Annotated in this window: 6 protein-coding genes; 5 read left to right on the forward strand and 1 reads right to left on the reverse strand. The window is 71.9% G+C overall.

Annotated elements, in window-relative coordinates:
• The 3 genes from DW296_RS06905 to DW296_RS06915 form a co-directional block, all read left to right on the forward strand.
• Window positions 1–1,088: cytochrome b/b6 domain-containing protein (locus DW296_RS06905; protein WP_240743024.1), on the forward strand; the 1,088-nt coding region annotated here is incomplete at its 5' end.
• Window positions 1,089–1,091: 3 nt separating this feature from the next.
• A complete protein-coding gene (locus tag DW296_RS06910; protein ID WP_136051642.1) occupies window positions 1,092–1,565 on the forward strand; it encodes an ASCH domain-containing protein in 474 nt (157 codons plus the stop codon).
• A 13-nt stretch (window positions 1,566–1,578) separates the two neighbouring features.
• Window positions 1,579–2,730, forward strand: coding sequence for an acetyl-CoA C-acetyltransferase (locus DW296_RS06915; protein ID WP_136051643.1), 1,152 nt, complete (start codon window positions 1,579–1,581; stop codon window positions 2,728–2,730).
• A 53-nt stretch (window positions 2,731–2,783) separates the two neighbouring features.
• Here DW296_RS06915 and DW296_RS06920 read toward each other — a convergent pair whose 3' ends face one another.
• Window positions 2,784–3,293: a GNAT family N-acetyltransferase gene (locus DW296_RS06920; protein ID WP_136051644.1), complete on the reverse strand. Its 510-nt coding sequence runs from the start codon at window positions 3,291–3,293 to the stop codon at window positions 2,784–2,786.
• Window positions 3,294–3,423: 130 nt separating this feature from the next.
• On the opposite strand from DW296_RS06920, the gene DW296_RS06925 reads away from it, so the two are divergent.
• Together DW296_RS06925 and DW296_RS06930 are read left to right on the forward strand one after the other, a co-directional pair.
• The gene (locus DW296_RS06925) at window positions 3,424–3,984 is read left to right on the forward strand and encodes an acyl-CoA thioesterase (protein ID WP_136051645.1); all 561 of its coding nucleotides are present in this window, start codon (window positions 3,424–3,426) and stop codon (window positions 3,982–3,984) included.
• Between the two features lie 64 nt (window positions 3,985–4,048).
• Entirely contained in the window at window positions 4,049–7,723 is a 3,675-nt protein-coding gene (locus tag DW296_RS06930) for a proline dehydrogenase family protein (RefSeq protein WP_136051646.1), read from the forward strand.
• Window positions 7,724–7,828 lie beyond the last annotated feature (105 nt).

Raw genomic sequence — 7,828 nt, forward strand, 5'->3', positions numbered from 1 at the left:
CGGACGCCCCCGCGATCGCGCAGACCCCGGCTCCGGCCGAGGCACCCGCGACGGCGGAGCCCGCCATCCCCGGCACCGCGCTCGCCCCGGCCGCCGACATCAGCACACCGCTGCCCTGGACCCGCACGGTCTGGAACGGTCGTGCCCCCCGACACCTCCCGGCCGCCGCCGCGGCCGCCAACCCGGCCGCGCGCCGGCGCCCGACGTGGACCCAGGCGATCGCCGTGCTGTTCGGCGCCGCCGCTCTCGGTGTGCTCGCTGCCGCGGCCGTGGCCCTCGTCCGCACGCTGCTGAGCCTCCCCTTCATGCAGGACTTCCTGGCGGCCTTCCCGGGCGAGTACGAGCCGCCGATCCCGGTCGAGCCCGGCTTCGCGCCGTGGGTCAACTGGGCCCACTTCTTCAACATGTTCCTGATCGTGCTGATCATCCGCTCGGGGCTGCAGGTGCGCACAGAGAAGCGTCCGAGCGTGTTCTGGTCCCCGCGGAACAACCCGAAGGGCAAGATCAGCCTGAACCTCTGGTTCCACCAGGCGCTCGACATCCTGTGGCTGCTGAACGGCGTGATCTTCGTGGTGCTGCTGTTCGTCACGGGGCACTGGGTGCGGATCGTGCCGACGAGCTGGGAGGTCTTCCCGAACGCGCTGTCGGCGGCACTGCAGTACATCTCGTTCGACTGGCCGCACGAGAACGGCTGGAACAACTACAACAGCCTGCAGCAGCTCGCCTACTTCGTCACCGTCTTCCTCGCGGCACCGCTCGCCGCCGTCACCGGGTTCCGCATGTCGGGGCTCTGGCCCAAGAAGGCGGAGCGCCTGTCGAAGGCGTACCCGGTGGAGTGGGCCCGCGCCCTGCACTTCCCGGTGATGCTCTACTTCGTGGCGTTCATCATCGCGCACGTCGCGCTCGTGATGCTGACGGGCTTCCTGCGCAACCTCAACCACATGTTCGCCGCGCAGGATGCCGCGACGTGGACGGGGTTCTGGGTGTTCATCGCCTCGCTCGTCGTGATCGCGATCGCGTGGGTCGCGGCGCGCCCGCTCGTGCTCGCGCCGATCGCGAAGGCGTTCGGCAAGGTCTCGGGGCGCTGATCCATGACCGACCGCACCGTCATCGAGGACTACTGGCGCGAGGCCCGCATCGCGCTTCCGCACCTGCCCGAGGCCCTTCCCGAGGCGTGGGGTTTCGGCGCGACGCCGGAGCATGCCGACGAGCTCCTGGACCTCGTGCTCCGAGGCATCAAGGTGGGCACCGCGTCCTCCGTCTGGGACTACGAGGAGACGGGGGACCCGCTGCCGACCGTCGGCGAGCTCAGCATCATCCTCGATGGAACCGGCGCCCCGCGCGCCGTGATCGAGACCACAGCGATCGACATCGTGCCTTTCGACGAGGTCGACGAGGCGCACGCGTTCGCCGAGGGAGAGGGGGATCGCACTCTGGCGCACTGGCGCGAGGTGCACGAGCGCTACTGGCGCACCCACTCCGAGAGCCCGCGCGGCTACGAACCCGACATGCCGGTGCTGTGCGAGCGCTTCCGACTGCTCCTGCCGGCCGGCACGGAGGAGTGAGAAGAGGGAGATCATGGCAGAGGCCTACATCGTCGACGCGGTCCGTTCGCCGGTCGGACGCCGTGGCGGCGCTCTCGCGGAGATCCACCCCGCCGACCTCGGCGCGCACAGTCTGCGGGCCCTCGTCGACCGGACCGGCATTGACCCCGGAGCCGTGGACGACGTGATCCTCGGAGCCATCGACGCGATCGGGGGACAGGCCGGGAACGTCGCACGCACGGCGCTGCTCGTCGCCCGCTTCCCGGAGCACGTGCCCGGCGTGACGATCGACCGCCAGTGCGGATCCAGTCAGCAGGCCGTGCACTTCGCCGCGCAGGCGGTGCTCAGCGGCACCAGCGACCTCGTGATCGCCGGGGGGCTGCAGAACATGTCGCGGATCCCGCTCACCGCCGCCGCGACCGTCGGCCGGGAGTACGGCTTCACGACGCCGTACTCCGAGTCGCCCGGATGGCAGGAGCGGTACGGCGACCAGGAGATCTCGCAGTTCCGGGGCGCGGAGCTCATCGCCGAGCGGTGGGACATCTCGCGGGAGGAGATGGAGCGGTACGCGCTGGAGAGCCACCGCCGGGCGGCCGTCGCCCAGGACGAGGGGCGGTTCGCGGCGGAGATCGCGCCGCTCGCCGGGCTCGACGACGACGAGGGCGTGCGCCGGGACACCACCCTCGAACGCATGGCCGGCCTGCCGCCGCTCGCGCCCGGCGGGCGGATCACGGCTGCGGTCGCGTCGCAGATCAGCGATGCGTCGAGTGCCGTGCTCATCGCCAGCGCGAGGGCGGTGCAGGAGCACGGCCTCACCCCGCGGGCCCGCATCCACCACGTCTCCGTCCGTGGCGACGACCCCGTGCTCATGCTCACGGCACCGATCCCGGCGACTCGGCACGCGCTGGAGCGCACGGGACTCCGGATCGAGGACATCGACCTGTTCGAGGTCAACGAGGCGTTCGCCTCGGTCGTGCTCGCCTGGATGCGCGAGACCGGTGCGCCGCACGAGAAGGTCAACGTCAACGGCGGCGGCATCGCGCTGGGGCACCCGATCGGCGCGACCGGCACCCGCATCCTCGCGACCCTGCTCAACGAGCTGGAGCGCACCGGCGGTCGGTACGGCCTGCAGACGATGTGCGAGGGCGGCGGCGTCGCGAACGTCACGATCATCGAACGCCTCTGAGGGCAGACGAGAAGGGCCGCCCCGCGGGGCGGCCCTTTCGGTGAGGACGAAGGTCAGGGGCGCACGAAGCGGACCTCGGTGAGCGTCTCACCGAGGAACGGCTCGGTGTGCGCGGCGCCGTCGAGGTGGAACCCGTTGCGCGTGTAGAAGCGGTGCGCGCGGGGGTTGTCCTCGGCGACCCAGAGGTAGAGCGGCTCGTCCTTCTCGACGGCCGCGTCGAAGAGCTTCTGGCCGATGCCGGTCGAGTGGTACGCGTCGAGCAGGTAGATGAAGTACAGCTCGCGGAACGCCGGGGCGTCCTTGTCGCGCGCCGGACCCGAGCCGACGAAGCCGACGATCTCGCCGTCGACGAGCGCCGCGTTCATCTTGAAGTCGGGGCCCTGCGCGGCCCAGTGCGTCCAGAGCTCGGCCATGCGCCGAGGCGAGACCTTCTCCAGCGCCGCCTTGCTGATGAGGTGATCGTAGGTCTGGTGCCAGCACTGCGCATGCACGCGACCGAGGGCTTCCGCATCCACATCACGGACCGGACGGACGATGACTTCGGGCTGGGCTTCGGCGCTCATGCGGTGACTCTACGGCGGGTCCGTGGAAATCGGAAATCGGGATGACGGCCGGCGGGAGGCCCACCGGGGGCATGGAGGAATCGGACAACGAAGTTCGGCTGTCGTGCGCGGATGGCTACGATCAGTCCTCGTGAACGTGATCTGGCGGACCCTCCTCGTGATCCTCGGTGCGCGTCGCCGCGTGCGTCGGGGGAAGACCCTCGACCCCACAGCCGTCGGCACCGTGACGGTGACCACCCTGCCCACCGACCTCGACATCCTCCGCCACATGAACAACGGCCGGTACCTGTCGCTGTTCGACCTCGGTCGCTGGGACCACCTCATCCGCACGGGGTTGTTCGACGTGATGAAGGAGCAGGGCTGGTACGCGGTCGTGTCGAGCGAGACGATCACCTTCCGCAAGTCGCTCCAGCTCTGGCAGCGGTTCGAGGTGCAGTCCCGGTTCATCGGGCACGACGAGAAGGCCCTGTTCCTGGAGCATCGTGCCGTGGTCGGCGGCGAGGTCTACGCCCGGGCCATCGTGCGGGCCCGCGTGCTGCGACGCTCCGGCGGCACGGTCAGCAACGAGGAGCTCTTCGCTGCGGTGGGCAAGCCCGACGGGGTGCCGGAGATCGACGCGTGGGTGCACGACTGGGCGGCCGCGTCCGCCCTGCCTCCCGTGCGCACCCCCGCCCCCAGCATCTGGAACTGACCCGACTCCGGCCCGCCCGGTCGGGCACCCCAGGATTCCGCGACCGGAGACCTAGGGTGGTCACATGGCAGAGTCGTCGTCATCCTCCGCGGAGGCGGGGGCATCCGCATCCCTCGCCGATCAGGCGGTCGAGCTCGCGCGCCGCTGGGTGATCGAGGCGGCCGCGGCCGACGTCGACCCCGCCGCCGCGCGTCTCGCCGGAGTGCTCCGCGACGCCAACGGTCTGCCGTTCACCCTCGGTTTCGTCGACGGCGTGATGCGACCGGAGAGCCTGACCGCCGCGGCCGCCCGACTGCACCGGATCGCGCCCATCGTGCCGGAGTTCCTGCCGTGGTACCTGCGCTCCGCGGTGCGGCTCGGCGGCGGCGTCGCCCCGGTGCTGCCGACACCGGTCGTCCCCCTCGCGCGGCGGGCGCTGCGCGAGATGGTGGGGCACCTCGTGGTGGACGCCCGGCCCGCGAAGCTCGGACCCGCGATCGAGAAGCTGCGGGAGTCGGCCTCCCGCCTGAACCTCAACCTCCTCGGGGAGGCGGTGCTGGGCGAGGCGGAGGCGCAGCGGCGGCTCGACGGCATCCACGAGCTCATCCGGCGTCCGGACGTCGACTACGTGTCGGTCAAGGTCTCGGCCATCGTCAGCCGCATCTCGATGTGGGGCTTCGACGAGGTCGTCGACCGGGTCGTGGAGCGGCTGCTCCCGCTGTACGTGACGGCGGCGGCGGACGGCACCTTCATCAACCTCGACATGGAGGAGTATCGCGACCTCGACCTCACGATCGCCGTCTTCACACGGCTCCTGGAGGACCCTCGGCTCATCGGGCTCGAGGCCGGGATCGTGCTGCAGGCCTATCTGCCCGACGCGCTCCCGGCCCTCCAGGAGCTCACCGCCTGGGCGCAGGACCGCGTGATCCACGGGGGAGCCCGCATCAAGGTGCGCCTCGTGAAGGGCGCGAACCTCGCGATGGAGCACGTCGAGGCGACGCTGCACGGGTGGACGCCCGCGCCCTACGACACGAAGCTCGACACCGACGCCAACTACCTGCGCTGTCTGGACTGGGCGCTGCAGCCCGAGCACACGACCTCGGTGCGGATCGGCGTGGCCGGCCACAACCTCTTCGGCATCGCCCACGCGTGGCTGCTGGCCGGGCAGCGGGGCGTCCGCGACGATGTCGAGTTCGAGATGCTGCTCGGCATGGCCCAGGGGCAGGTGCAGGCGGTGTCCCGGGAAGTGGGTCCGGTGCTGCTGTACGTGCCGGTCGTCGCGCCCGCCGAGTTCGACGTGGCCATCAGCTATCTCGTGCGGCGGCTGGAGGAGAACGCGTCGTCCGAGAACTTCCTCTCCGCGGCGTTCCACCTGCACGACGACGAGACGCTCTTCGCCCGGGAGGCTGACCGCTTCCTCGACGCACTCGACCGGGCGGGGGACCCGGCCCTCGGCCTCGGTCCGCGGCGCACGCAGGACCGCCTCGCGCCCGTGCACGAGTCCGTGCGGCCGGCGCCGGTCAGCCCGGCCGCGGAGGCCGATCTCACGAAGGCCGTGCTCGGCATCGTGCGCGGCTCGGATGACGCCGACACCGGCGCCTACCTCGAGACCGCCGTGTACGCCGCGCGCGAGCGCGGGGAGGACACCGGGGGCGCCCCGGGCTTCGCGAACACGGCCGACACGGATCTCGCCCTCCCGGCCAACCGTGAGTGGGCGGCGGGGATCCGCGCGCGGCTCGCGGAGTCGGCGGTCGGGAAGGAGGTCCTCGACGCCGCCCGCGTCGACGACGCCGACGACCTCGGCCGCATCGTGCGCGGTGTGCAGGGTGCCGCGGCGGCCTGGGGTTCGCGTCCAGCGGCCGAACGGGCCGAGGTGCTGCTGCGCGCGGCGGCGGCGCTCGAGTCCCGGCGTGCGGAGCTGATCGAGGTCGCGGCGGCGGAGACGGGCAAGGTCTTCGCCGAAGCCGATGTCGAGGTGAGCGAGGCCGTCGACTTCGCCCGGTACTACGCCGCGACGTGCCGCGAGCTCGATGCGATCTCCGGCGCCGTCTTCGTCCCCGCCCGCGTGACCGTCGTCGCGCCGCCGTGGAACTTCCCCCTCGCGATCCCCGCCGGTGGCGTTCTGGCGGCGCTCGCCGCGGGCTCCGGCGTGGTCCTGAAGCCCGCCCCGCAGGCGCGGCGGTGTGCGGCGGTGCTCGTGGAGGCCCTGTGGGACGGCGGCGTTCCCCGTGAGGCTCTCGCTCTCGTCGACATCGAGGAAGGCGACCTCGGCCGTGCTCTCATCACGGACGAGGCGGTGGACCGGGTGATCCTCACCGGGTCGTGGGAGACCGCGGCGCTGTTCCGCTCCTGGCGTCCCGACCTGCCCCTGCTCGCGGAGACCAGCGGCAAGAACGCCATGATCATCACCCCCTCGGCCGACCTCGACCTCGCCGTGGCCGACCTCGTGAAGAGCGCGTTCGGGCATGCGGGGCAGAAGTGCTCCGCGGCCTCGCTGGCGATCCTCGTCGGGCCGGTGGGGCGCTCGCAGCGTTTCGCCCGTCAGCTCGCCGACGCAGTGCGCTCGCTGCGGGTCGGCTGGCCTTCGGATCCGCTCGCCGAGGTGGGCCCCGTCATCGAGAAGCCCGAGGGCAAGCTCGCCTGGGCCCTCTCCGAGCTGGAGGGCGACGAGCGGTGGCTCATCGAACCCGCCCTCGACCCCGCCGACGACGGCAGCGGCCGGCTCTGGCGTCCCGGCGTGCGGGTCGGCGTGCAGTCCGGCTCCCGCTTCCACACCGAGGAGTTCTTCGGGCCGGTCCTCGGGATCATGCATGCCCCGACCCTCGCGAAGGCCGTCGATCTGCAGAACGCCGTCGCCTACGGTCTCACCGCGGGACTGCACACGCAGGACCCCGACGACCTCTCCTTCTGGCTCGACCGCGTGCAGGCCGGGAATCTCTACGTCAACCGCGGCACGACCGGGGCGATCGTGCAGCGGCAGCCGTTCGGCGGGTGGAAGCGCTCCTCGGTCGGGGCCGGTGCCAAGCCGGGCGGGCCGAACCACCTCATCGGACTCGGGTCGTGGCGCGCCCAGCACGGGTCCCCGGCGTCGAGCACCCTCCATCTGCGGGGGCTCGACTCCCGGATCACGGGGCTCATCGAGGCCGCGCAGCCCTCCCTCCCGTTCGAGTCTTTCGAGTGGCTCCGGCGGTCGGCCCTATCGGACGCCCTGGCCTGGGACCGGGAGTTCGGTCGGGTGCGGGACGTCTCGCGGCTGGAGATCGAGCGCAACCTCTTCCGGTACCGCCCTGTGCCCGTGGAGATCCGCGCCACCGAGGACGCCGCCCTGCACGACCTGCTGCGGGTCGTGATCGCGGGGGTGCGTGCGGGCGCCGGCTTCGTCGTGTCGACTCCGGTCGGGCTTCCGGCGGGCGTGCGGCATGCTCTGGGCGACCTCGACGCCGTGGTGTTCCTGGAGACGGAGGACGAGTGGCTCCAGCGGATGCGGGCGGCCGAGGAGTCCGGGGCATCGGGAGACGCCGGGGTTCCGGTGCTTCCGCGGCATGGGCGCGTGCGGCTCGTGGGCGGACGGGAGTCGGTGGCGGCGCTGCGCTCCGCGCTGGCTCGGGTCACAGGGGGCGATCCGGACCTCGCGGTGTACGACGCGGAGGTGACGGCAGCGGCCCGCATCGAGCTCCTCCCGTTCGTCCACGAGCAGTCCGTCTCGATCACCGCCCACCGCTACGGAAACCCCGACCCCTGGAGCGCCTCCGTCATCTGACTCCCGCGGTGGTGCGCCGGCCGGGGTGCCCCGCCCGTTTCCGGTGCGGGTGCGGGTGCGAAAAGGCGCCTCCCCGCGCCATCCGGGGTGCGTTTCTGATCCCGC

It is taken from the genome of Microbacterium sp. K36, from assembly GCF_004794355.1.
Taxonomy (GTDB): Bacteria; Actinomycetota; Actinomycetes; order Actinomycetales; family Microbacteriaceae; genus Microbacterium; species Microbacterium paraoxydans_D.